At 71.2% G+C, this 21,799-nt stretch carries 24 protein-coding genes; 13 read left to right on the top strand and 11 right to left on the bottom strand.

Going from position 1 to position 21,799, the window contains the following annotated elements; all coding sequences use genetic code 11:
• Positions 1-50 precede the first annotated feature (50 nt).
• On the top strand, positions 51-1,034 hold the full coding sequence (locus DK412_RS06460; RefSeq protein ID WP_109971277.1) for a LacI family DNA-binding transcriptional regulator: 984 nt from the start codon (positions 51-53) through the stop codon (positions 1,032-1,034).
• A 12-nt stretch (positions 1,035-1,046) separates the two neighbouring features.
• Here the strand turns inward: DK412_RS06460 and DK412_RS06455 are convergent, their stop codons facing one another.
• From DK412_RS06455 to DK412_RS06445, 3 genes are all read right to left on the bottom strand, one after another.
• Positions 1,047-1,427 (bottom strand): cell division protein ZapA, encoded by a 381-nt coding sequence (locus tag DK412_RS06455; RefSeq protein WP_109971276.1) that lies wholly within the window; start codon positions 1,425-1,427, stop codon positions 1,047-1,049.
• Positions 1,428-1,500: 73 nt separating this feature from the next.
• Positions 1,501-1,788: a DUF4164 domain-containing protein gene (locus DK412_RS06450; RefSeq protein WP_109971275.1), complete on the bottom strand. Its 288-nt coding sequence runs from the start codon at positions 1,786-1,788 to the stop codon at positions 1,501-1,503.
• Between the two features lie 167 nt (positions 1,789-1,955).
• Positions 1,956-3,110, bottom strand: coding sequence for a GGDEF domain-containing protein (locus DK412_RS06445; RefSeq protein WP_204165510.1), 1,155 nt, complete (start codon positions 3,108-3,110; stop codon positions 1,956-1,958).
• Positions 3,111-3,722: 612 nt separating this feature from the next.
• On the opposite strand from DK412_RS06445, the gene gap reads away from it, so the two are divergent.
• The 8 genes from gap (at position 3,723) to DK412_RS06405 (ending at position 11,364) form a co-directional block, all read left to right on the top strand.
• Positions 3,723-4,730, top strand: a complete 1,008-nt coding sequence (gene gap, locus DK412_RS06440; protein WP_109959041.1) for a type I glyceraldehyde-3-phosphate dehydrogenase — start codon at positions 3,723-3,725, stop codon at positions 4,728-4,730.
• A 112-nt stretch (positions 4,731-4,842) separates the two neighbouring features.
• Positions 4,843-5,364: a hypothetical protein gene (locus DK412_RS06435; RefSeq protein WP_109971273.1), complete on the top strand. Its 522-nt coding sequence runs from the start codon at positions 4,843-4,845 to the stop codon at positions 5,362-5,364.
• Between the two features lie 44 nt (positions 5,365-5,408).
• Positions 5,409-6,611 carry a phosphoglycerate kinase gene (locus DK412_RS06430; RefSeq protein WP_109971272.1) on the top strand — a complete coding sequence of 401 codons (1,203 nt, stop codon included), beginning with the start codon at positions 5,409-5,411 and terminating at the stop codon, positions 6,609-6,611.
• An 87-nt stretch (positions 6,612-6,698) separates the two neighbouring features.
• The gene (gene fba, locus DK412_RS06425) at positions 6,699-7,784 is read left to right on the top strand and encodes a class II fructose-bisphosphate aldolase (RefSeq protein WP_109971271.1); all 1,086 of its coding nucleotides are present in this window, start codon (positions 6,699-6,701) and stop codon (positions 7,782-7,784) included.
• A 149-nt stretch (positions 7,785-7,933) separates the two neighbouring features.
• The gene (locus DK412_RS06420; protein ID WP_109971270.1) at positions 7,934-8,638 is read left to right on the top strand and encodes a thiamine phosphate synthase; all 705 of its coding nucleotides are present in this window, start codon (positions 7,934-7,936) and stop codon (positions 8,636-8,638) included.
• A gap of 2 nt (positions 8,639-8,640) precedes the next feature.
• Entirely contained in the window at positions 8,641-9,705 is a 1,065-nt protein-coding gene (locus DK412_RS06415; protein WP_109971269.1) for a tetratricopeptide repeat protein, read from the top strand.
• Between the two features lie 243 nt (positions 9,706-9,948).
• Complete coding sequence (locus tag DK412_RS06410; RefSeq protein ID WP_093568155.1) at positions 9,949-10,743, top strand: inositol monophosphatase family protein; 795 nt, start codon at positions 9,949-9,951, stop codon at positions 10,741-10,743.
• A 75-nt stretch (positions 10,744-10,818) separates the two neighbouring features.
• The gene (locus DK412_RS06405; protein ID WP_109971268.1) at positions 10,819-11,364 is read left to right on the top strand and encodes an adenine phosphoribosyltransferase; all 546 of its coding nucleotides are present in this window, start codon (positions 10,819-10,821) and stop codon (positions 11,362-11,364) included.
• Between the two features lie 58 nt (positions 11,365-11,422).
• On the opposite strand, the gene purQ is transcribed toward DK412_RS06405, so the two are convergent.
• Complete coding sequence (gene purQ / locus DK412_RS06400) at positions 11,423-12,109, bottom strand: phosphoribosylformylglycinamidine synthase subunit PurQ (protein WP_109971267.1); 687 nt, start codon at positions 12,107-12,109, stop codon at positions 11,423-11,425.
• On the bottom strand, positions 12,106-12,348 hold the full coding sequence (gene purS / locus DK412_RS06395; protein ID WP_048431902.1) for a phosphoribosylformylglycinamidine synthase subunit PurS: 243 nt from the start codon (positions 12,346-12,348) through the stop codon (positions 12,106-12,108). The genes purQ and purS overlap by 4 nt, the downstream gene beginning before the upstream one ends.
• A 198-nt stretch (positions 12,349-12,546) precedes the next feature.
• Between purS and DK412_RS06390 the strand changes: the two genes are divergently transcribed.
• From DK412_RS06390 to DK412_RS06375, 4 genes are all read left to right on the top strand, one after another.
• A complete protein-coding gene (locus DK412_RS06390; RefSeq protein ID WP_109971266.1) occupies positions 12,547-13,305 on the top strand; it encodes a LuxR family transcriptional regulator in 759 nt (252 codons plus the stop codon).
• Between the two features lie 194 nt (positions 13,306-13,499).
• Entirely contained in the window at positions 13,500-14,162 is a 663-nt protein-coding gene (locus tag DK412_RS06385) for an acyl-homoserine-lactone synthase (protein WP_109971265.1), read from the top strand.
• Between the two features lie 11 nt (positions 14,163-14,173).
• Positions 14,174-14,410 (top strand): hypothetical protein, encoded by a 237-nt coding sequence (locus DK412_RS06380; RefSeq protein WP_109971264.1) that lies wholly within the window; start codon positions 14,174-14,176, stop codon positions 14,408-14,410.
• Positions 14,407-14,733 carry a hypothetical protein gene (locus DK412_RS06375; protein ID WP_162596130.1) on the top strand — a complete coding sequence of 109 codons (327 nt, stop codon included), beginning with the start codon at positions 14,407-14,409 and terminating at the stop codon, positions 14,731-14,733. The genes DK412_RS06380 and DK412_RS06375 overlap by 4 nt, the downstream gene beginning before the upstream one ends.
• A 151-nt stretch (positions 14,734-14,884) precedes the next feature.
• On the opposite strand, the gene ugpA is transcribed toward DK412_RS06375, so the two are convergent.
• From ugpA to DK412_RS06350, 6 genes are all read right to left on the bottom strand, one after another.
• Positions 14,885-15,769: a sn-glycerol-3-phosphate ABC transporter permease UgpA gene (gene ugpA, locus DK412_RS06370; protein ID WP_093568162.1), complete on the bottom strand. Its 885-nt coding sequence runs from the start codon at positions 15,767-15,769 to the stop codon at positions 14,885-14,887.
• 41 nt (positions 15,770-15,810) lie between these two features.
• On the bottom strand, positions 15,811-17,130 hold the full coding sequence (ugpB, locus tag DK412_RS06365) for a sn-glycerol-3-phosphate ABC transporter substrate-binding protein UgpB (RefSeq protein WP_109971262.1): 1,320 nt from the start codon (positions 17,128-17,130) through the stop codon (positions 15,811-15,813).
• Positions 17,131-17,291: 161 nt separating this feature from the next.
• Positions 17,292-18,968 (bottom strand): thiamine pyrophosphate-binding protein, encoded by a 1,677-nt coding sequence (locus tag DK412_RS06360; protein WP_109975096.1) that lies wholly within the window; start codon positions 18,966-18,968, stop codon positions 17,292-17,294.
• A 249-nt stretch (positions 18,969-19,217) separates the two neighbouring features.
• Entirely contained in the window at positions 19,218-19,436 is a 219-nt protein-coding gene (locus DK412_RS30045) for a hypothetical protein (RefSeq protein ID WP_162596129.1), read from the bottom strand.
• A gap of 6 nt (positions 19,437-19,442) precedes the next feature.
• On the bottom strand, positions 19,443-20,615 hold the full coding sequence (locus DK412_RS06355; RefSeq protein ID WP_109975095.1) for a CaiB/BaiF CoA-transferase family protein: 1,173 nt from the start codon (positions 20,613-20,615) through the stop codon (positions 19,443-19,445).
• A gap of 127 nt (positions 20,616-20,742) precedes the next feature.
• Entirely contained in the window at positions 20,743-21,795 is a 1,053-nt protein-coding gene (locus DK412_RS06350) for a sn-glycerol-3-phosphate import ATP-binding protein UgpC (RefSeq protein ID WP_109971261.1), read from the bottom strand.
• Between the last annotated feature and the right edge of the window lie 4 nt (positions 21,796-21,799).

Below are 21,799 nucleotides of genomic sequence, written 5' to 3'. Positions count from 1 at the left end.
CGCCCGGCTGTCACAACTGATGTGACGAGGCTGAAAACGTTTTCGAGGCGATGACCGTCGGCATCCGTGACGTCGCCCGCGCGGCGGGCGTTTCCACCGCGACCGTGTCGCGGGCTCTGGGCAAGGGCCCGGTCAGCGACGCCCTGCGCGAGCAGGTCGAGGCGGCGGTGCGGGCGACCGGCTACCGCCCGAACCTGTCGGCCCGCCGCCTGCGCTCGCAATCGGCCCAGACCATCGGGCTCATCGTCGCCGACATCCGCAACCCGTTCTTCACCGCGGTCAGCCGGGCGGTCGAGGACGCGGCCTACCAGGCCGGGATGCGGCTGATCCTGTGCAACACCGGCGAGGATGCCGAGCGCGAGGCCCTGTACCTGCGCCTGATGCAGGAGGAGCGGGTCACCGGCGTCGTCTTCGCGCCGACCCGCCGCACCGCCGAGCGGCTGCGGCCGGACGATTTCGCGTTCCCTCTGGTGCTGATCGACCGCACCGGCCCGCCCGGCGGCCATGACGGGGTGGTGCTCGACAACGTGGCGGCGGGCGCGGCCCTCGTCGACCACCTGGTGGAGCAGGGCTATTCCCGCATCGCCGGGCTGTTCGGCTCCACCAGCTCGACCGCGGAGGAGCGCCGCGACGGCTACCTCGCGGCGATGCGCCGGCACCGGCTCGCACCGCAGATGCGCAACGTGCCGCCCGAGGCCGAGCCGGCTCAGGCCGAGGTGGCGCGCTGGCTCGCCGAGCCGGCGAGACCCGAGGCGCTCATCGTCTCGAACGGCCTGATCCTGATGGGGGCGGTGCGGGCGGCCCGTGCGGCGGGAGTCGCCTGGCCCGGCGGGATCGCGCTCGCGGGGTTCGACAACGAGCCCTGGACCGAGCTGGTCGAGCCCGGCCTGACGGTGATCGAGCAGCCCGTCGCCGAGATCGGCGCCCAGGCGATCGGGCTCCTGTTCGACCGGCTGAAGACCCCCGGCCAGCCGGTGCGCAAGGTGGTGCTCAGCGGGCGGCTGATCGCCCGGGGCTCGACGGCGCGGCGGTGATGGCGGGCGGCCTCAGCCGCCCTGCGCGCCTCCCGGCACCGGCCCCAGGCGCCGCGCCAGCCGCTCGATCCGCTCCGCCGTGCGCTGCACGGTCTCGGCGAGGCGCGCCTCGGAGGCCTCGCGCTCGGCGCTGCCGGCATCGGTGGATTCGCGCAAGGACGCGGTCTCCCGCTCCATCGCCTCCATCCGGCGCTTGGTCTCGGCCAGCTCGTCGGCGAGGGTGAGCGCCGCCATCACGTGCAGGCGCATGTCGCCGATCTCGCCGAAGGCCTTGCGCATGTCGCCGATGCGGGCGTCGAAGCTCGCGGCCAGCCCTTCGAGGTGGCGCTCCTCGCCCTCGCCGCAGGCCATGCGGTAGGTCTTGCCGGCGATGGTGACGGTCACTTGAGGCATGGGGTCACCTTGGGCACGGGTACCGTCGTCGAACGCGGGGAATGCCGGTGCGGGAGGGGCGGGTTGCGGGCCGTCACCCTTCGCCCCGCTCGCCGGTGCGGCCGAGCACGCCCTCGACGGTGCCGATGGCGCGGCCGAGGCGATGGTCGACGTCCTCGGTCACCGACTGCATCTCGGCGAGGCGCGCCGTCGCGCCGTCGAGCTCCGCCGCGAGCCGGGCCCGGTCGTCGCGCATGATCTCCAGCTCGGTCTCGAGGTCGCTGTGGCTGCGCTCCGCATCGAGCCGGCGCGCCACCGCGGATTCGAGCAGGGCCACCGAGGCTTCGAGGCGGCGCAGCGCTTCCTCCACCGCTGCGGTCATGCTCACCTCCGAAAAAACGCCGCGACGAACGCCGACTGAGAACCACGGATACTCCGCCGAAACCCTAAAGGTCCGGGGCCCGCGTCGCAATCGCCGTGCCGGCCGGCCCGGCGGGAACGGGGACGCCGCCCGGGTGTGGGCGGGAATAATGGGGAGTGCGGGGACGATCAGGCCGCCGCCGCGACCTCCAGCCGGTTCCGGCCGGCGGCCTTGGCCCGGTAGAGGGCACGGTCGGCGGCCGAGAGCAGGGCGAGGAGGTCGCCGCACTCGGTCCGCGCCGCGGCGAGCCCGATGCTGACGGTCGCCGGGATGCCGGGCCCGGCGCGGTCGAGCGCCGCCTCGGCGAAGCGGCGGGCGACGCCCTCGCCGACCTGCCGCGCCGCGGCGACGTCGAGCCCCGGCAGCAGGGCGGCGAATTCCTCGCCGCCGAGCCGGGCGACGAGCGCGTCCGGCCCGGCGGCCCGGCGGGCGGTGTCGGCGAAGAGCCGCAGCACCGCGTCGCCGGCGGCATGGCCGTGGCGGTCGTTGATCGCCTTGAAGTGGTCGAGGTCGAAGGCCAGCAGCGCGGCGGGGCGCTCGGCGAGGAGCCGCGCGCCGTCTTCGAAGAAGCCGTGGCGGTTCTGCAGGCCGGTGAGGTGGTCGGTGCGGGACGCCGCGACGGCCTGTGCCTGCGCCTCCTCGCGCACCAGAGCGATCAGCCCCATCGGCATCGCGACGGAGTAGAGCACGCCCTCGTACATCGTCATCTTGCCGAAGACCGGCAGCAGCCCCTCGCCGTAGATCGCCACGAGGGCCGGCGTCGCGACCCCCCGCACGATATAGAACAGGGCGTGCCCGCCCGCCACCGCGACCGCGAGCTGCCGCGCGCGCAAGGTCCGGGCGGTGCGGCTGCGCAGGAGCCGCCAGGCGGTCAGCCCGCAGGCCAGCGCGATCGGCAGCGAGCCGAGATAGTTCCAGAGCATGCCGGGGGCGCGCACCCCGACCGTGATCCACAGGAGGGCGAGGCCGGCGAGCACGGCGAGCGGCAGGCGCAGCCGCGCCCGCCCGTCGAGGAGGGCGACGCCGTGCAGGATCATCAGGTAGCCGGACACGATCACCAGGTTGGCGAGCGCCGATCCCAGGACGCCCGGCAGGGCGGCCCGGTTGATCGCCACGACCAGGCCCGCCGCGAAGGCCAGGAAGGCACCGGCCCAGATCCCGAGTTCACGGGCCCGCCGCGGCTGGGCCTGGCGCTCCCAGAGCATCGCCGCGCCGGCGATCAGCACCGTGCCCACGATCAGGCAGTAGAGGGTGTGAAGATCGATCTGCATCGCTGCCGTCACCTATGCCTCCCGGCATACAGGTCGGTGGATGCAATTTTCGTTACGGGTCCGACTGTCTCCCGCCCGTTGCGCGAGCATGGTTAAAGGTCTCTCACGCGATGGTCCGGGATCCTTGCGGGCGACGTCGACGCGGCGAACGGATGACGATCACGCGCGTCGCACGGGCGAGAACGGCGTGTCATCCACCGCAAAACCGCGCGATGCTGCCGGATCGCGACCGCGGACGGGGCGGTTTTCCCCAAGGCCCCGCCCGGGTTTGACACCTCCCGGCGCCATGATAGGAAGCCGGCGCCCCCGCCGGGCGGCTGTCGCCGGCGGATTGACAGAAATACGAGCCGCCGTGACGCTTCCCGTGCTCCCCGCCAGTGCCGTCCCCGCCGGGACGGCCGGCGTGTCCGGGACCACGGGCGGCGCGGCGGGCCATGCCGGCGAAGGCCGGCTCCTCTTCAACGTACATGCCGGCGAAGGCCGGCTCCTCTTCAGCGTACATGCCGGCGAAGGCCGGCTCCTCTTCAGCGTCGACACGCGCCGCGCCCGCCGCGCCGCCCGCTCCGCTGCGGGGTCGTCCGGCCCCCATCCCCTCCGCCACGCCAACCCCACGGGAGAGAACACATGACGGTCAAGGTCGCCATCAACGGCTTCGGACGCATCGGCCGCAACGTCCTGCGCGCCATCAAGGAGGCCGGCCGCACCGACATCGAGGTCGTGGCCATCAACGATCTCGGCCCGGTCGAGACCAACGCCCACCTGCTGCGCTTCGATTCGGTGCACGGCAAGTTCCCCGGCACCGTCTCGGTCGAGGGCGATCACATCGTGGTCGACGGCCAGCGCATCCGCGTCACCGCGATCAAGAACCCGGCCGAGCTGCCCCACCGCGAGCTCGGCGTCGACATCGCGATGGAATGCACCGGCATCTTCACCTCGAAGGACAAGGCGAAGCTGCACCTCGAGGCCGGCGCCAAGCGCGTCCTCGTCTCGGCCCCCGCCGACGGCGCCGACCTCACGGTCGTCTACGGCGTGAACCACGACAAGCTGACGGCCGACCACCTCGTGGTCTCCAACGCCTCGTGCACCACCAACTGCCTCGCCCCGGTCGCCAAGGTGCTCAACGACGCCGTCGGCATCGAGCGCGGCTTCATGACGACGATCCACTCCTACACCAACGACCAGCCCTCGCTGGACCAGATGCACAAGGACCTCTACCGGGCCCGCGCCGCGGCCCTGTCGATGATCCCGACCACGACCGGCGCCGCCAAGGCCGTCGGCCTGGTGCTGCCGGAGCTGAACGGCCGCCTCGACGGCACCTCGATCCGTGTGCCGACCCCGAACGTCTCGGTCGTCGACTTCAAGTTCAATTCCAAGCGCGCCACCTCGGTCGCCGAGATCAACGAGGCGATCAAGGCCGCGGCGAACGGCCCGCTCAAGGGCGTGCTCGGCTTCACCGAGGCTCCGAACGTCTCGATCGACTTCAACCACGATCCCCACTCGTCGACCTTCCACATCGACCAGACCAAGGTCATGGACGGCACCTTCGTGCGCGTGCTGACCTGGTACGACAACGAGTGGGGCTTCTCGAACCGCATGGCCGACACCGCCATCGCGATGGCGAAGCTGATCTGACGCGGCGGACGCGACGGGCCGGCTCCGAAGGGGCCGGCCTTCGTTCCCGGGCGGCCCCGTCGCGGGGCCGCCCGCTCTACCCTTGTAAGGATTCGCCCCCGAGGATCCGCCGATGACCGACGCCGCGCCCGCCACCCGCCCCGCGAACGCCGCCGACACCGCCCTGCTCCAGGGACAGGTTCCGACCCCGGCGCAACAGGGGGCGACCCCCGCCGTTCCGGCGCCAGTGCCCCCTGTGCAAGTGCCCCCCACGCAAGGTCCTTCGACGAGTGTGGCTGCGCCGGCCGGCGGTCCCGCTCGGGTCGCCGTCGCGCTGCCCGCCGGGGTCGCCGACCAGCTCGCCCGCATCGAGGACAAGGCCTCGCGGATCGAGGACAAGTACGCCCGCTCCGAGGCTCTGCTCGCCCGCGTCGAGGACCGGGTCGATGCGGCCGGCGCCCGCATGAACGAGGCCGCCCGCCAGGCCGATCTCGCGGCCCTGCGCAACGAGGTCCGGGCGCTCAGCGAGCGCACCCGCCGCCTGCCGGGCGCCGGCGCCCTGATCGTCACGGCCGTCGTCACCGCCGTCCTGACGGTGGCGCTGACCCTGGTCGCGCAGCGCCTCAACCTCCAGGGCCTGATCCCGCTGCGCTGATCTCGACAGCGCCCTTCCCCCCTCGCGACAAGGTGCCCCCGCCGATGACCCGTTTCCGTACCCTCGACGATGCCGGCGACCTGAAGGGCAAGCGCGTCCTCGTGCGCGTCGACTTCAACGTGCCGATGGACCAGGGCCGCGTCACCGACGCCACCCGCATCCTGCGCGTCGTGCCGACCCTCAACGAGCTCTGCGAGGCCGGCGCCAAGGTGATCCTGCTGGCGCATTTCGGCCGCCCGAAGGGCAAGCCGGTCGCCGCCGAGTCCCTGCGCCCGATCGCCGAGGCCACCGCTGCGGCGCTCGGCCGCCCGGTCGCCTTCGCGGAGGATTGCATCGGCGAGACGGCCGCCTCGGCCGTGGCGGGCCTGAAGGACGGCGACGTCCTGATGCTGGAGAACACCCGCTTCCACGCCGGCGAGGAGAAGAATGACGCCGCCTTCGTCAAGGCGCTGGCCGCGAACGGCGACGTCTACGTCAACGAGGCCTTCTCCGCGGCCCACCGGGCGCACGCCTCGACCGAAGGCCTCGCCCACGTGCTGCCGGCCTATGCCGGGCGCCTGATGCAGGCCGAGCTCGACGCGCTGACCAAGGGCCTCGAGGCCCCGGCCCGGCCGGTCGTGGCGATCGTCGGCGGCTCCAAGGTCTCGACCAAGATCGACCTCCTCAAGAACCTCGTCGCCAAGGTCGACGCCCTGGTGATCGGCGGCGGCATGGCCAACACCTTCCTGCACGCCGCCGGGCTCGGCGTCGGCAAGTCGCTGTGCGAGCGCGACCTCGCCGGCACCGCGCAAGGAATCATCGAGGCGGCGCGGGAGAACAACTGCGCCATCATCCTGCCGGTCGACGGCGTGGTGGCGGAGGAGTTCAAGGCCGGCGCGCCCCACCACACCTACGGGGTCGATGCGATCCCGGAGACCGGCATGATCCTCGACATCGGCAGCCTGTCGGTCGACCGGATCGCGGCTGCGATCGACGACGCCAAGACCCTGGTGTGGAACGGCCCGGTCGGTGCCTTCGAGATCGCGCCCTTCGACCAGGGCACGGTGGCGGCGGCGCGTCATGCCGCTTCCCGCACCAAGGCCGGCAAGCTCGTCTCGGTGGCGGGCGGCGGCGACACGGTGGCGGCGCTCAATCATGCCGGCGTGTCGGAGGACTTCACCTACATCTCGACCGCCGGCGGCGCCTTCCTCGAATGGCTCGAGGGCAAGCCGCTCCCGGGCGTCGACGCGCTGCGCCGGCAAGCTTGAGGATTCCGTTCAGGTCGGCAGGGCTATGACGCCCGCCGGCCCGTCCGCTACAATGCGGCAACACTGACGATCCCGGAGGATACGGATATGGCGCGCATCACGCTCAGGCAGCTCCTCGACCACGCCGCCGAGCACGGCTACGGGGTGCCGGCCTTCAACATCAACAACATGGAACAGGGCCTCGCCATCATGGCGGCGGCCGACGCCACCGACTCGCCGGTGATCCTGCAGGCGAGCCGCGGCGCCCGCGCCTACGCCAACGACGTCGTGCTGGCCAAGCTGATCGACGGCCTCGTCGAGATCTATCCCCACATCCCGGTCTGCATGCACCTGGATCACGGGAACAACGAGGCGACTTGCGCCACAGCGATCCAGTACGGCTTCACCTCGGTGATGATGGACGGTTCGCTGAAGGCCGACGGCAAGACCCCGGCGGACTACAACTACAACGTCGAGATCACCCGCAAGGTGACCGAGATGGCGCACTGGGCCGGCTGCTCGGTCGAGGGCGAGCTCGGCGTGCTCGGCTCGCTGGAAAGCGGCCAGGGCGAGGCCGAGGACGGCCACGGCGCCGAAGGCACCCTGTCGCACGACCAGCTCCTGACCGACCCGGCCGAGGCGGAAAAATTCGTGGCGGCCACCAAGGTCGACGCGCTCGCGGTCGCGATGGGCACCTCGCACGGCGCCTACAAGTTCACCCGCAAGCCCGACGGTGCGGTGCTGGCGATGAACGTGATCGAGGAGATCCACCGCCGCCTGCCCAACACCCACCTGGTGATGCACGGCTCCTCGTCGGTCCCGCAGGACCTGCAGGACATCATCAACCAGTATGGCGGCGAGATGAAGCCGACCTGGGGCGTGCCGGTGGAGGAAATCCAGCGCGGCATCAAGCACGGCGTGCGCAAGATCAACATCGACACCGACAACCGGATGGCGATGACCGGCCAGATCCGCAAGATCCTGATGGAGAACAAGGCCGAGTTCGACCCGCGCAAGTACCTGAAGCCCGCGATGGACGCGATGACGAAGCTCTGCAAGCAGCGCTTCGAGGAGTTCGGCACGGCGGGTCACGCCGGCAAGATCCGGCCCGTCGCCCTGTCCGAGATGGCCAAGCGCTACGCCGCCGGCAAGCTCGACCCGTCCTTCGCCGCCACGAAGGCCGCTGCGGAGTAACATCCCGGCACCGGCGATGCGGCCCGCGCCGCATCGCCGCCCCACTCGCGATGCACCAGGGCGGGCGGCCGAGGGGCCGTCCGCCCCGTGCGTTTTCACCCTTGGCGTTTTCACCCCCGCCCGTTCGCCCCGAAGGCTCGACGATCCCGATGGCCGATCCCCAGACCCGCCTGATCCTCCTCACCGCCCCCGAGGCCGGCCCGGACCTTAAGGACCGTCTCGCCCGCGCGGTCGCGGCCGGCGACGTCGCCGCGGTGATCCTGCGCCTGCCGTCGGGCGACGAGCGGGCGCTCGTCAACGCCGTCAAGGCGGTCGCTCCGGCGGTGCAGGAAGCCGGCGCGGCGCTCGTGCTCGCCGGTGGCGGGAGCATCGATCTCGCCACCGTCGCCTCGCGCAGCGGCGCCGACGGCGTCCACGTCCAGGCGACCGAGGCCGAGGCGGGCCGGGCGGAGGCGGAATCCGACGGGGACGACGAGGAGGAGGACACGGGCAAGGGGCCGCTGCACGGCTTGCGCGAGCGCCTGCGCGACGGCCGTATCCTCGGCGTCGGCGGCATCCGCAGCAAGCACGCCGCGATGCAGGCCGGCGAGTCGGGCGCGGACTACATCCTGTTCGGCGACGATCCCGGGCTGCCCCTCGACGACCTCGTCGCGCGGCTGACCTGGTGGGTCGAGATCTTCGAGACCCCCTGCATCGCGCTCGCCCACGATCTCGCTTCCGTGCCCGATCTCGTGGCGACGGGGGCCGAGTTCATCGGCCTCGACGCGGCGCTCTGGGCCGGGGAGGGGGACGAGGCCGCGGTCGCCGCGGCGCAGGCGCATATCCTGAACCGCCCGGCAGGCGGGGAGGGGTGAGGATGCGCCGCTCCCGCCTCGCGACGCTGGCGCTCATCGGGACGTTGTCCTTTGGACTGGCGAGCCTTGCGGCCGGGCCGGCCGCTTCCCGGTCCGTCCCGTCCACGACCGAGCCCGCCGCCACCCCGCCGGGTGCCGCCGCGCCCGGGTTCGGCTCCCCCAACACCTTCGGGGCCTCCAAGTCCACGACCCTGCCGGGCGCCGCCACGCTGCCGCCCGCGCCGTCGAACGACCCGAATGCCGACCTCGCCTACGGCGCCTACCAGCGCGGCTTCTACGTCACGGCGTTCCGCGAGGCGACGAAGCGGCTGGAGAAGAACAAGACCGACTTTCCCGCCATGACCCTGCTGGCGGAGCTCTACAGCCAGGGCCTCGGCGTGCGCCAGGATCCGGCGCGGGCCGCCGAGTGGTACCGCCTGGCGGCCAATCTCGGCGATCCCCACGCTGCCGCGACCCTCGGCATGATGCAGATCGAGGGCCGCGGCGCGCCGAAGGATCCTGCCGCCGGCCGCGCCCTCCTGGAAAAGGCCGCCGCCCGGGCCGACGCCGCCGCGAGCTACAATCTGGCCCTGATCCTGCTCGGCAGCGGCGCGCCCGCCGACCTGACCCGCGCGATCGAGCTCCTGCGCCAGGCCGCCCATCAGGAGCTGGCCCCGGCCCAGCACGCCCTCGGCGTGCTCTACCTCCAGGGCCGTGGCGTGGCGAAGGACACCACCAAGGCCGCCGGCTGGTTCCGCCGCGCCGCCGACAACGGCGACCTCGCCGGCGAGGTCGAGTTCTCGATCCTGCTGTTCAACGGCGAGGGCGTGCCGAAGGACGAGGCCCGCGCCGCCCGCTACTTCCGCCACGCCGCCTTCCGGGGCAATGCGGTGGCGCAGAATCGCGTCGCCCGGCTCTATGCCAGCGGCCGCGGCGTCCAGAAGAACCTCGTCGAGGCCGCCGCGTGGGACATGGCCGCCCGGGCGCAGGGTCTCTCGGATGCCTGGCTGACCCAAGCGGTGTCCGGGCTCACGCCCGAGGAGAAGGCGCGGGCGGAACGGCTGGCGGCGGACCGGGCGGGGCCGTGAACAGGGGCACGGATCGCCCTCGGACCTCGACTTGGCCAGGCCGCACCGCGCCCGTGCAAGGCTGCGTCACCCGAAAAGTGGTTTCCTCGCCTCGGGTTGATGCTCTAGAGCCAATCACCAGCGAGGCGCCCCGCTCGGATGCGGGTGCGCGCCTCTCCTTGCGTTCATCTCGCGCGGGCGCCTCCGCCCGCCCTCGAAGGATCGTTCCATGACCCCGACCCGCATTCCGGGAGCCGCCGCCCGATGATCGTCTCCCCCCTGATGACCGTGATGGTCGACGCCGTGCGCAAGGCGGCGCGCGGGCTCAAGCGCGATTTCGGCGAGATCGAGAACTTGCAGGTCTCGCGCAAAGGGCCGGGTGACTTCGTCTCCGCCGCCGACCGCAAGGCCGAGGCGACCTTGCGCGAGGCGCTGATGAAGGCGCGGCCGGGCTACGGCCTCGTGATGGAGGAGAGCGGGATCATCGAGGGCCAGGACAAGACCCATACCTGGCACGTCGATCCCCTCGACGGCACCACCAACTTCCTGCACGGCGTGCCGCATTTCTGCATCTCGGTCGGCCTCGAGCGCGAGGGCACGATCGTCGCCGCGGTGATCTACGAGCCGATCAAGGACGAGCTCTACATCGCCGAGCGCGGCAAGGGCGCCTTCCTCAACAACAAGCGCCTGCGGGTCGCCGGCCGGCAGGACCTCGCCGACAGCCTGGCGCTCTACGGCTCGCCCTATCTCGGCCGCGGCAGCCATCCGCGCCTGCTCAAGGAGCTCGCCGCGGTGATGGCGGTGACCGGCGGCGTGCGCCAGACCGGCTCGGCCGCCCTCGACCTCGCCGCCGTGGCCTGCGGCCGGGCGGACATCTACTGGGAACGCGACATCAAGACCTGGGACATGGCGGCCGGCCTGCTCCTGGTGCGCGAGGCCGGCGGCTTCGCCACCAGCGCCGACGGCGGTGCCGACCCGATGACGGCCGGCTCGGTCGCCTGCGGCAACGAGGTGCTGCAGCGCGAGCTGGTCGCGATCCTGCGCAAGGTCGGCGGCTGATCGCGCCCGCCCGGGCCGGTGCCTGACCGGCCCGGGCCCCGTCCCGCCCGAATCCCGAGAACCCGAAGGCACGCCATGGACCCGCGCACCCTGTCCGCCCTCAAGGACGCGATCCGCTCGATCCCGGACTATCCGAAGCCCGGCATCATGTTTCGCGACATCACCACCCTGCTCGGCGACGCCCGCGCCTTCCGGCGCGCGGTGGACGAACTGGTGCATCCCTTCGCGGGCGGCCGGATCGATCAGGTCGCCGGCATCGAGGCGCGGGGCTTCATCCTCGGCGGCGCGATCGCCCACCAGCTCTCCTCGGGCTTCGTGCCGATCCGCAAGAAGGGCAAGCTGCCCCACACCACGGTCTCGATCGCCTACGCGCTCGAATACGGCACCGACGAGATGGAGATCCACTCGGACGCGGTGAAGCCTGGCGACCGGGTGATCCTGGTCGACGACCTGATCGCCACCGGCGGCACCGCCACCGCGGCGGTCGAGCTGCTGCGCCGGATCGGCGCCGAGGTGGTGGCGGCCTGCTTCGTCATCGACCTGCCGGAGCTCGGCGGCGCCGACCGCCTGCGTGCCCTCGACCTGCCGGTGCGCACCCTGGTCGAGTTCGAGGGACACTGAACGCGCGAAGGGCGGGCCTTTCGGCCCGCCCTTCGCGATCCACCCCAGGCGATGCCGCTCAGGCAGCTTTGGCCAGGCTCTCGAACAGCCCGCGCCCGTCGGTGCCGCCGACGAGGCCTTCCACGAAGTTCTCCGGGTGCGGCATCAGCCCGAGCACGTTGCGGCCCTCGGAGTAGATGCCGGCGATCGAGTTGAGCGAGCCGTTGCGGTTGGCCTCGACCGTGAGCTGGCCGGCCTCGTCGCAGTAGCGGAACGCCACCCGGCCCTCGCCCTCGATCCGCGCCAGCGTCTCGGGATCGGCGAAGTAGTTGCCCTCGCCATGGGCGACGCAGACGTCGATCACCTGATGCTGGCTATAGGCCCGGGTGAAGGCGGTGTCGGTGCGCTCGACCCGCAGGGTCTGACGGTGGCAGATGAAGCGGCGGTTGACGTTGCGCATCAGCACGCCCGGCAGCAGGCCGGACTCGCACAGGATCTGGAAGCCGTTGCAGATGCCCAGCACCAGGCCGCCGCGGGCGGCATGGGCCCGCACCGCGTCCATGGCGTGCGCCCGGCCCGCGATGGCGCCGCAGCGCAGGTAGTCGCCGTAGGAGAAGCCGCCGGGCAGGACCGCGAGGTCGGTGCCGGGGGGCAACGCGGTCTCGGTGTGCCACACCGAGGTCACCTCGGCGCCGGCGAGCCGCAGGGCCCGGGCGACGTCGGCGTCGCGGTTCGAGCCCGGGAAGACGACGATCGCGGCCTTCATCGGGCGATCTCGACGCGGTAATTCTCGACCACGGTGTTGGCGAGCAGCCGGTCGCAGGCCGCCTTGACGGTGGCCTCGGCGGCCGCCTCGTCGGCGGCGTCGACCTCGACCTCGAAGAACTTGCCCTGGCGCACGCCGGCGATGCCGGTGATCCCGAGCGAGCGCAGCGCCCCCTCGATCGCCTTGCCCTGGGGGTCGAGGACGCCGGTCTTCAGGGTGACGGTGACGCGCGCTTTCATCGGCCAGACCTTCGGCAGCGGAGGGCTTCTTGCCGCTCCCGATAGTGCGGAACGCGCCCTGAGGCAACGCCGCTCGCGGCGGTCGCGCCGGTCGCATTGATCTTTGCTGGCAGGATTCTAATACTGGCTGTGCTGGCGGGCATCGCAACCGGGCGGGGCCGCGTCGCGCGAGGGCGGCGCGGGGTTCAGGGGTGGGTCATGTCGGACGCCGACGACGCGTTCATTCGCCAATCATTCGACCTGATCGACGGCCTCGACGGCATGTCGGACCCGCTCGACGTGCAGAAGACGATCTTCGATCTCGTCGCCCGCTGCGGCTTCTCCTACTTCGTGATCACCCGGCTGCCGCAGCCGGGCGAACGGATCGGCCCCAACCTCCTGCTCAGCGTCTGGCCGGAGGGCTGGCTGGCGCATTACGACCGGGTCGGCCATTACCGCCACGACCCGGTGGTGCATCACTGCCTGCGCACCACCGAGCCCTTCGCCTGGAGCGAGGTGCCGTACGCGCCGGATGCCGCCCCCCAGGCCCGCCGGGTGATGGAGGAGGCCCGCGAGCACGGCATGGGCGCGGGCTATTGCGTGCCGGTCCACGACGCCGGCGGCTTCCAGGGCGGCATCTCGCTCGCCGGCGAGCGGGTCGAGATGACGCCGCGGGTGCGCCGCGCCATCCACCTGCTCGGGCTCTACGCCTGGTCGGCCGCCGCCCGCACCACGGCCCGCCGGCCCAAGGTGGCGGCCGGACTCAAGCCATCGGTCGGCCGGCTCCTGAGCGCCCGCGAGCGGGACGTCCTGTCCTTCGCCGCGCAGGGGCGCACCCGCGAGGAGACCGCCGACCTCCTCGGCGTCTCGGTCGAGACCGTCTCCACCCACCTGCGCAACGCCCGCAGCAAGATCGGCACCCGCAACACCACCCACACGGTGATCGAGGCCCTGCGCCTGCGCGAGATCATGCTCTGAGACGCGGAGGCGGATGGTCGCCTCCGGACATCGCACGGGGAGCCCGAAACAGGCAGCCGGGGCATCCCTGCCGCGTATGCCCGCGCGACGCTCCGCAGCGCTCCGCCAAAGTTGCACCGCCCCTACCGGTTTTCGGGGATACCGGAGCGCGTCCGCCTCTGGCCTTATGAGGCCGGACCGAGGGACGTCAGCGCATGATCCGCCTCCACGTCATCGACCGGGCGAGCCGTGGCACCTACGCGGACGCGCTGGCGCAGCACCACGCCCTGCGGCGGGCCGCCGCCGAGGAGAGCGGCTGCCGGACCTTGCGCGCCGTCGACGCCGCCGGGCGCGACCGGTTCGACGGCGAGGCCACGCGCTACCTGCTCGCCATCGACGGGGACGGACAGGTGGCGGCCGGCACGCGGCTGCTGCCCTCCGACGCGCCGACGCTCCTGAGCGAGATCTTTCCGTACCTCGCCGACATCCGCGGCTTCGCGCGCGGGCCCGGGACCTGGGAATGCACCCGGTTCTTCGCCTCCGCGCGCTTTCGCGAGGACCGGCCGCTGTCGCGGGCGGCCGGGGTGGTGGCGGTGGGCATGATCGAGCACTGCCTCGAGCAGGGCATCCCGCGCCTCAACCTCGTCATCGAGACATATTGGATTCCCCAGATGGCGGAGATCGGCTGGAATCCGCGGCCTCTCGGCCTGCCGGCCGTCTCCGCGGGCGTCTCGCTCTGCGCCGTCACGATCGCGATGACCGAGGAGGCGCTGCGGGCGACCCGGGCCGCCTACGGCGTCGACGCCCCCGTCCTGGCCCGGTCCCGCCCCCGCATTCCGCCGGACCGGGCCCGGCCCGGGCGCGGCCTGACAGCGTGAGGTCGCCAACGATGCCGCGCCACGACGACACTCACCTTTCCGCCCCGATCCTGCGCAGCGTGCGGCCGCCGGTCCGCCCGCCCGTGCCGGCCGACCGCCTGGCCGAGCACCTGATCGAGGCCTACCGGCACGCCGCGGCGTGCGAGGATCCGGTCGCCCTCGACCTGATCCGGCTCGCGCTCTGGCATGTGGGCCGGACCTATCCCCCCGCCGACGCGACGGCGTCCGCGGAGGAGCGGTGGTCATGACCCTCGGCGCATCCCCTTCCGCCCGGTCCCGCCCCCACTGCGGGCCGACCCGTCCCGAGATCCGCTCCGAACCCGACCAGGCACGCACCACGATGGCGACCGCTTTTCCCTCTCCCCTGTCGTCTCCCGGCCTGTCCCAGGCCGCCCGGGCCGAGATCCAGGCCCTGCGCCTCGCCGCCGGCATCCTCGACCTGCAGCGCACCGCGAGCCCGGACATCCGCGACCTGCCCTCCGTGCAGGCGATGATCCGCGCGGCTGCGGCGGTGTTCGACGAACTCGGCTTCGGCGAGGAGGGCGAGGTGGATCGGGCGATGCCATCCTGAGCGGCGGGGGTGCCGCTCCTCTCGCTCGATCCGGATGACGCGCTGGAAGAACCCTCCCCCATCCCAGGTCGGGCTTGCCCGACCTGGGCACTTGGGTGCGGAACTCGGGCAAGCCCGAGTTCCGTTGGGGGGAGGGTTCACCCCGCGCGCGTCAGTACGCCACCCGCTTCTCGACGTAGCGGAACTGGATCGCCGTCAGCCCGATCACGATCGCCATCAGCACCACCGATTGGGCCGCCGAGCCGCCGAGGTCGGCGCCGATGCGGCCGTCCTGGTAGACTTTGTAGACGAGCGTCTGCGTCGCCCGGCCCGGGCCGCCATGGGTGAGCACGTCGATGACGCCGAACGTCTCGCAGAAGGCGTAGACGACGTTGACCACCATCAGGAAGAACGTCGTCGGCGAGAGCAGCGGGAAGACGACGGTCCAGAACCGCCGCGCCGGCCCGGCGCCGTCGATCGCCGCCGCCTCGATCACGCTGCGGGGGATCGCCTGGAGGCCGGCGAGGAAGAACAGGAAATTGTAGGAGACCTGCTTCCACGCCGCCGCCATCACCACCAGGATCATCGCGTGGTTCCCGTCGAGCAGCGGGTTCCACGGGATGCCGATCTGGTTGAGGCCGCGGGCGATCAGCCCGAGGCCGGGCTGGAACAGGAAGCCGAACAGCACGCCGGCCACCGCCGGCGCCACCGCGTAGGGCCAGATCAGGAGGGTCCGGTAGATTCCAGACCCCCGGATCTCCCGGTCCGCCATCGTGGCGAGGAGGAGCGCGAAGCCGAGCGAGAGCCCCGCCACCGCGGCTGCGAAGACCAGCGTGGTGACGAGGGCCTGGTAATAGGCTGGATCCGTGAACAGGGCCCGGTAATTCTCGAACCAGACGAACTCGGTCGAGAGCCCGAACGCGTCCTGCATCTGGAACGACTGCCAGACCGCCTGCACCGCCGGCCAGTAGAAGAACAGGCCGACGATCAGGAGCTGCGGCGCGATTAGCGCCGCCGGCAGCAGCCGGCCTCCGAAGGTGATGCGCTCGGGACTCATCGATTCAGGATCCGCTCACTCTCCGGCGTTCGCTGATAGGATCAGCGTCCGGCCTGCTTCTCGAACTGGCGCAGCATCGCGTTGCCGCGGGTCGCCGCCTCGTCGAGGGCTTGCTTCGCCGTCTTCTTGCCGGCGAGCGTCGCCTCGATCTCCTCGGCCCATAGGTCGCGCATCTGCGGCAGGTTGCCCAGGCGCAGGCCCCTGGAATTCTCGGTCGGCGTCTTGTTGGTCAGCTCCTTGATCGGCACTTCGAGCGCCGGGTTCTTGGCGTAGAAGCCGTCGGCCTTGGACTTCTCGTAGGCCGCCTTGGTGATCGGCATGTAGCCGGTGGTCTGGTGCAGCTTCGCCTGCCGGTCGGTGTCGGACAGGAAGCTGAAGAACTTCGCCACGCCCTTGTATTCGTCGGGCTTCTTGCCGCCCATCACCCACAGCGAGGCGCCGCCGATGATGCTGTTCTGCGGCGCGCCCGGCACGTCGGGATAGTAGGGCATCGGTGCCGAGGCCCAGGCGAACTTCGCCGCGCCCTTGACGTTGCCATAGGAGCCGGACGACCCGAACATGATCGGGCACTCGCCGGCGGTGAAGCGGCCGAAGCCGCTGTCGTAGCGGCCCGAATAGTCGAAGGACTTGTCCTTCTGCGCCTCGGCCAGGTTTGTCAGGTGCTTGACCTGGAGCGGGCCGTTGATCTCGAGCGTGGTGTCGAGGCCGTCCATGCCGTTGGCCTTGGTGGCGACGGGGACGTTGTGCCAGGCCGAGAGCTGCTCGATGTTGAGCCAGGTGACCCAGGTGGTCGAGAAGCCGCAATTCGGGAAGCCGGTCTGCGTCAGCTTCTTGGCCGCGGCAAAAAGCTCCGGCCAGGTCTTCGGCGGCTCGGAGAGGCCGATCGCCTTCAGGGCGTCGAGGTTGGCCCACATCACCATCGACGACGAGTTGAACGGGAACGAGAGCATCTCGCCCTTCGTCGTCGAGTAGTAGCCGGTGATCGCCGGCAGGTAGGCGTTCGGGTCGAACGGCTCGCCGGCATCCTTCATCAGCTGGTAGACCGGCTTCACCGCGCCCTTGGCCGACATCATCGTGGCGGTGCCGACCTCGAACACCTGCATGATGTGCGGCGCCGTGCCGGCGCGGAAGGCGGCGATGCCGGCATTCAGCGTCTCGCCGTAATTGCCCTTGTAGGTCGGCACGACCTTGTAGTCGCTCTGCGAGGCGTTGAACTCCTCGGCGAGGCGGTTGACGGCGTCGTTGTTGGCGCCCGTCATCGCGTGCCACCATTGCAGCTCGGTCACGGCGAGCGCCGGGGTCGCCGCGACAGCGAGACTGAGGCCGGCGAGCGCGATGCGGATGGTCGTGGTGGGGGCCATCGGGTGTCCTCTCCTCGTGTGCGGCCCCTCATGCGGGGCCCGCGTGACACTCCGACGACAGGAGCGCCGGGGGCACGCGGCCCGCACCGTCTCGGCGGCGGGCGCTTGTTAGTAGCTGGCTAAGCACAGCCGTGCCCGCCGGACAAGAGACGTCGTGACGGCTACGGCCGCGGCCTGTTGCGCAGGGCCTGGATGGTCGTCGTCGGGGTGATCGCCTCGGGGTCGATCGGGCAGTGCAGGATCGCCGGCAGGCCCGATTCGATCGCCCGCGCCAGCGCCGCCGGAAAATCCTCGGTCCGCTCGACCCGCTCGCCGTAGCCGCCGAAGGCCTTCGCGTAGGCGGCGAAGTCGGGGTTGCGCAGGGCGGTGCCGGAGACGCGGCCGGGATATTCGCGCTCCTGGTGCATCCGGATCGTGCCGTACATCCCGTTATCGACCAGGATGATGATGACGGGGAGGTCGTACTGGACCGCTGTGGCGAAGTCCTGGCCGTTCATCAGGAAGTCGCCGTCGCCCGACACCGCCACCACGGTGCGCTCCGGCAGGAGCCGCTTGGCGCCGATGGCGGCGGGCACGCCGTAGCCCATCGAGCCCGAGGTCGGGGCGAGCTGGCCGTCATGGGCGCGGAACGGCCAGAAGCGGTGGACCCAGGTGGCGAAGTTGCCGGCCCCGTTGCACAGGATCGCGTCCGCCGGCAGCACCTCGCGCAAATGCGCCATCACGCCACCCATCTGGAGCGTGCCCGGCGTGGTGATCCGGGTCGGGTCGCTCCAGGTCAGGTAATCGGCGTGCAGCGCCTCGGTGCCGGCGGCCCAGGGCAGGGCGCGGGGCGGCTGCACCGTCTCGATCGCCGCCGCGAAGGCGGTGGGACTCGCGTTGATCGCGAGGGCCGGGCTGTAGACGCGCCCGAGCTCCTCCGGGTCCGGGTGGACGTGGACGAGCGTCTGGCGCGGGCCCGGAATGTCGAGGAGCGTGTAGCCCTGCGACGGGATCTCGGACAGCCGGCCGCCGACGAGGAGCAGGAGGTCGGCTTCCTTGATCCGGGCGAGCAGCTTCGGATTGACGCCGAGGCCGAGGTCGCCGGCATAGCAGCGGTGGTCGGCCGGGATCATGCCCTGACGCCGGAACGAGCAGGCGACCGGGAGCGAGAACAGGTCGGCGAAGCGGGCGAAGCGCCGCACGGCCTGCTCCGACCAGCGGCTGCCGCCGAGGATCGCGAACGGCCTCTCGGCCTTGGCCAGGAGGTTCTGGAGTTCGACCATCTGGGCGAGCGCCGGATGGGTCTCGACCGGCTTGAAGGCGGGCGCGTCCGGCACGCTCGCGGTCTCGGTGAGCATGTCTTCGGGCAGCGCGATCACCACCGGGCCGGGCCGGCCGGCCGTGGCGACGTGGAAGGCGCGGGCGATCAGCTCAGGGATGCGGTCGGCGCTGTCGATCTCGGTCACCCACTTGGCGATGGTGCCGAACACCGCCCGGTAATCGAGCTCCTGGAACGCCTCGCGCTCGCGCGCCGCCCGCTCGATCTGGCCGACGAACAGGATCATCGGGGTCGAATCCTGCCGGGCGATGTGCAGCCCGGGGGATGCGTTGGTGGCGCCGGGGCCGCGGGTGACGAAGCAGATGCCGGGTTTGCCCGTCAGCTTGCCATGCGCCTCCGCCATCATGGCGGCGCCGCCCTCCTGTCGGCAGACGGTGAGGCGGATCTGCGCATCGTGCAGCGCGTCGAGCACCGCGAGGTAGCTTTCCCCTGGCACGCAGAAGATGTCGCCGACGCCGTGGCGGGCGAGCTGGTCCACCAGGATCTGCCCGCCGGTGCGGGGGCGGGGGGCGTCGGTCATGAGTGTGTGCTCCATCTCGATCTCGGCGCTGCTTAGCGCGAACGGCGGTAAGGAAGGCACAGGATCCCCCCTCTCCCGTGTGGGAGAGGGGCCAGGGGTGAGGGTGGCGCGCTTCCGCAGTAAAGCTGTGACTGTCCTGCTGACAGCTCAACCGTCGAGCTTAATTCCGAACCGTCTCCACCCTCACCCCTACCCCTCTCCCACACGGGAGAGGGGATCCCGCGCGATCTTGTCCCTGTTCCAGCCAACCTACATCAATATGAAAAACGTAATCACGGCGACATTCACGACATATTGGACGATGACCAGACCGGCGGTCGTCAGGACGATGTCACGCTTGACGGCGTCGATCCGACGTGTCAGGCGGGCTTCCATCTCGCGACAATCTTGCGCCCAGGACCCGGTATCCGCCGGATTCGTAGCGGAAGGCGCGGTGCCGCTGCGGGCATTCTCGACGCCAGCGATCATAGTCCGTCACCCACCCCAGGCCGGATCCGCCAGCACGCTCGAGGTATGATCCCCCACCTGAGGCGAGGCGGTCTCCGCCGCCATCGGCACGCCGTCGATAACAATCGGCGAGCGTACGCTCGGGATCGTGCCGCCCTTCGCCCGCGGATCAGCTAAGTCGACGCGCAGGCCGCGATGCACCACCTGCGGATCGGAAAACACCTCGGCGAGGTCGTTGATCGGGCCGGAGGGGACGTTGACGGCGCCGAGCCGCGCCAGCAGATCCGCCTTGGCGTGACGCCTCGTCTCGGCCGCGATGAGCGGGATCAGCACCTCGCGCCGCGTGACCCGGCCCGGATTGGTGGAATAGTCCGGGTCGAGGTGCCAGGTCGTGCCGAGCACGGTGCAGAACTTCTGGAACTGGCCGTCATTGCCGCAGGCGACGATGATGTGACCGTCCGCGGTCGGAAAGACCTGGTAGGGCACGATGCTGGTGTGCTCGTTGCCCATCCGCGGCGGCAGCATTCCCGACACCAGGTAGACCAGCGCCTGGTTGCCGAGCACCGAGACCTGGGTGTCGAGGAGCGCCATGTCGATGTGGCAGCCCTTGCCGGTGGCGTGTCGGCCCTGGAGCGCGGCGAGGATCGCGACGGTGCCGTAGACCCCTGTGAACACGTCCGCGAAGGCGACCGCGGTCTTGACCGGCTCGCCCGCCGGCTCGCCGGTGAGCGACATGATCCCGCCGAGGCCCTGGATCATGAAGTCGTAGCCGGCCCGCGGCGCGTAGGGCCCGTCCTGGCCGAAGCCGGTGACCGAGCAGGTGATGAGCCGCGGGTTGAGGGCGCTCAGGCTCTCGTGGTCGAGGCCGTACTTCTTCAGCCCGCCGACCTTGAAGTTCTCGATCACCACGTCGGCATGGGCGGCGAGCTTGCGGACGATCGCCTGGCCCTCGGCGGTCTCGAAATCCGCCGCGACCGAGCGCTTGCCGCGATTCGCCGAGTGGAAATACGAGGCCGAGAGTGTTTCGCCGTCGGCGCCCTCGACGAAGGGCGGGCCCCAGGAGCGGGTGTCGTCGCCGACGCCCGGCCGCTCGACCTTGACCACGTCGGCGCCGAGATCCGCCAGGAGCTGGCCGATCCAGGGTCCTGCCAGGATGCGGGCGAGTTCGAGCACCTTGATGCCGGCGAGCGGTTTGTGCACGGAAACGATGCCTCCCGTCATGCGCCTCCCGTTCGCGGGATGGCGCCGTCGGATTCCCTCGACCGGAAATCCCGTCCCGCTTGCATACGACGCGGCTGAGGGAGCGGGAAAGCCCGTCCGCCTCCGATCAGCCCTGCGCCAGCCGCTTTCCGGTGGCGGGGTCGAACAGGTGCAGGGCGGCCGGATCGATCGCGAGGCGCACCGTGTCGCCCTCCTGGGGCGCGGAGCCCGCCGGCACCTGCACCGCCACGTCGGTCCCGGCGAGCGGGCCGTGCAGCAGGCGGGTGGCGCCGAGCTCCTCCACGAAGGCGATCCGGAACGGCAACCCGTCCTCGGCGATCCGCAGGTCCTCGGGCCGGATGCCGGCCTCGACCGCCGTGCCGGGGGCGATCCCGGTGACGGGGATCACCGCGCCGTCGATCCGCACGCCACCGTCCAGGGCTTGCGCCTTCAGGATGTTCATCGGCGGCGAGCCCATGAAGGTCGCGACATAGCGGGTCGCCGGGCGGCGGTAGATCTCGATCGGCGTGCCGACCTGCTCGATCTGGCCTCCGTTCATCACCACCAGCCGGTCGGCCATGGTCATCGCCTCGACCTGGTCGTGGGTGACGTAGACCGTGGTGACGCCGAGCTGGCGCTGGAGGCGGCGGATCTCGACCCGCATCTGCACCCGCAGCTTGGCGTCGAGGTTCGACAGCGGCTCGTCGAACAGGAACACCTGGGGTTTCCGCACGATCGCCCGCCCCATCGCGACGCGCTGGCGCTGGCCGCCCGAGAGCTGGCGCGGATAGCGCGTCAGCATGGCGTCGAGGCCGAGGAGCCGCGCCGCCTCCTTCACCCGGGTCTCGATCTCCGGCTTCGGGGTACCGCGGTTGCGCAACCCGTAGGCAAGGTTGTCGTAGACGCGCATGTGCGGATAGAGCGCGTAGTTCTGGAACACCATCGCGATGTCGCGGTCGGCAGGCTCGACGTCGTTGACGTTACGGCCGCCGATGGTGATCGCCCCCGAGGTCACGGTCTCGAGGCCGGCGATCATCCGCAGGACCGTGGACTTGCCGCAGCCCGACGGGCCGACGAGGACGCAGAAGGCGCCGTCCGGGACGTCGAGCGAGACGCCGCGCACCGCGTCGACGCCGCCGGAATAGGTCTTTCGCAGGTTGTCGAGGGCGAGGCCGGCCATCAGG

Source organism: Methylobacterium sp. 17Sr1-1 (assembly GCF_003173775.1).
GTDB lineage: Bacteria > Pseudomonadota > Alphaproteobacteria > Rhizobiales > Beijerinckiaceae > Methylobacterium.
Note: the sequence above shows the minus strand (reverse complement) of the source record. Positions and strands in the feature narration are given on the sequence as shown.